Origin of the sequence: Bifidobacterium sp. MSTE12 (assembly GCF_000513015.1) — a bacterium.
In the GTDB taxonomy this organism is placed as follows: Bacteria; Actinomycetota; Actinomycetes; order Actinomycetales; family Bifidobacteriaceae; genus Bifidobacterium; species Bifidobacterium dentium.
The window spans coordinates 1-1,460 of the sequence record NZ_AZYA01000027.1 but is presented as its reverse complement, the minus strand read 5'-3'; the positions used below and the strand labels follow the sequence as shown (position 1 = coordinate 1,460).

Below are 1,460 nucleotides of genomic sequence, written 5' to 3'. Positions count from 1 at the left end.
TTGGACGTTGTTAAATAGGATACAGGTCTAGGCTGCGAGGGACACGCTTCGGAATTCCTCCGGGGTGTGTCCCTCGAGTCGTATCTGGCGTCGTCTGGTGTTCCAGTGGATGACGTACGCGTCAAGTTCTCGTTTGAATTGCTCGTACGAGTCGAATTCGCGCCCCCGGTAGAACTCGTCCTTGAGGTGTCCGAAGACCTGTTCGGTGGCGGCGTTGTCCAGGCAGTTGCCCTTGCGGCTCATGGACTGGCGGATGCCCAGCCGTTCGAGCTCCCCGCGCCACCACGGGTGCTGGTACTGCCATCCCATGTCCGAGTGCAGGATCGGGTTCGCGCCCCCGGGCAGCCTGGCTTCGAGCATGGCGAGCAGACGCCGCTGCTGCCCCATGCCGGGGTGCCGGCTCACGTCCCAGGCGACGATTTCCTTGCTGGCCATGTCGTACACGGGCGCGAGGTAGGCCTTGCCGCCCGCGACCTTGAATTCGGTGACGTCGGTGCCGAGTTTTTCGAACGGCTTGCCGGCGGTGAAGTCGCGTTTGAGCAGGTTCGGCACCCCTCCGCCAGCGTCGCCCCTGTACGAGCTGTAGCCTCTCCATGGATTCCCGGCGCGGATCGGGCATCTGAGTCCCATGCGGCGCATGACCCTCAGGACGCTCTTGGCCGACACCTTCTGTCCGAACTCGTGGACCAGGCACATATGGATCTGCCGGTGGCCGCACCCGTTGGCCGTCCTTTCCCAGATCTCTGCGACCATGGGATCGAGGTCGGGGCGCGTCTCATGCGCCGGATGCGACAGATGGTGGAAATACGTGGATCTCGCCAACCCGCTGATCTTCAGCAGGTGGTCGAGCCGGTGCCCCTGCCCTGCGAGCAGTCGGACGACGGCGCTTCGCTCGCGCTTCGTGACTTCTGCGCCCGCAGGGCCCGGAGTTTTTCCAGGTACGCGACCTTCGCCTTCAGGTAGGCGACCTCCTCGGTCAGCTCCTGCTCCCGCGTGGGTTTCGGCCTTGGCTTGGATTTCGCGCCTTTGGGCCTGCCCTTGGGCTTCGGCCTCAACGCCTCCGCGCCACCGGCACGGTATTCGCGGCACCAACGCTGCAGCGGGGCGATGCTCGCTATCCCGTACCTGGCCATGACCTCGGCCACGCTCAAGCCGTTCTCGACGTGGTCCCGCGCCGCCGCGACCTTCGTCTCCCAGCCATAACGCCTGTTGCCGGTGGTTCCCATGACCGCCTCCCCGCCGTTGGATCTGTACAGCATGATCCATTTTTCCGCAGTCTGCACGGGCATCGCAAACCGACGGGCGAGGGAGCGTTTGCCCACGCCGGCCTCAATGAGCCTCAGCGCCTCGCGCCGGAACCCGTCGTCATAGTGCTTCCTCCGATCCTCACGCATACGAAAGAACCACACCTCCAATCATCGAATCCGAATTTCTTCAGTCCAATAATCGGGGTGCGGTTC

At 63.9% G+C, this 1,460-nt stretch carries 2 protein-coding genes; both read right to left on the bottom strand.

Annotation, left to right across the window (positions count from 1 at the left end; all coding sequences use genetic code 11):
* Positions 1-27: 27 nt before the first annotated feature.
* Positions 28-873 (bottom strand): IS3 family transposase, encoded by an 846-nt coding sequence (locus HMPREF1494_RS05715; RefSeq protein ID WP_081724121.1) that lies wholly within the window; start codon positions 871-873, stop codon positions 28-30.
* Positions 834-1,394 carry an IS3 family transposase gene (locus tag HMPREF1494_RS05710; protein WP_034520805.1) on the bottom strand — a complete coding sequence of 187 codons (561 nt, stop codon included), beginning with the start codon at positions 1,392-1,394 and terminating at the stop codon, positions 834-836. Before HMPREF1494_RS05710 ends, HMPREF1494_RS05715 begins: the two co-directional genes overlap by 40 nt.
* Positions 1,395-1,460: the final 66 nt, after the last annotated feature.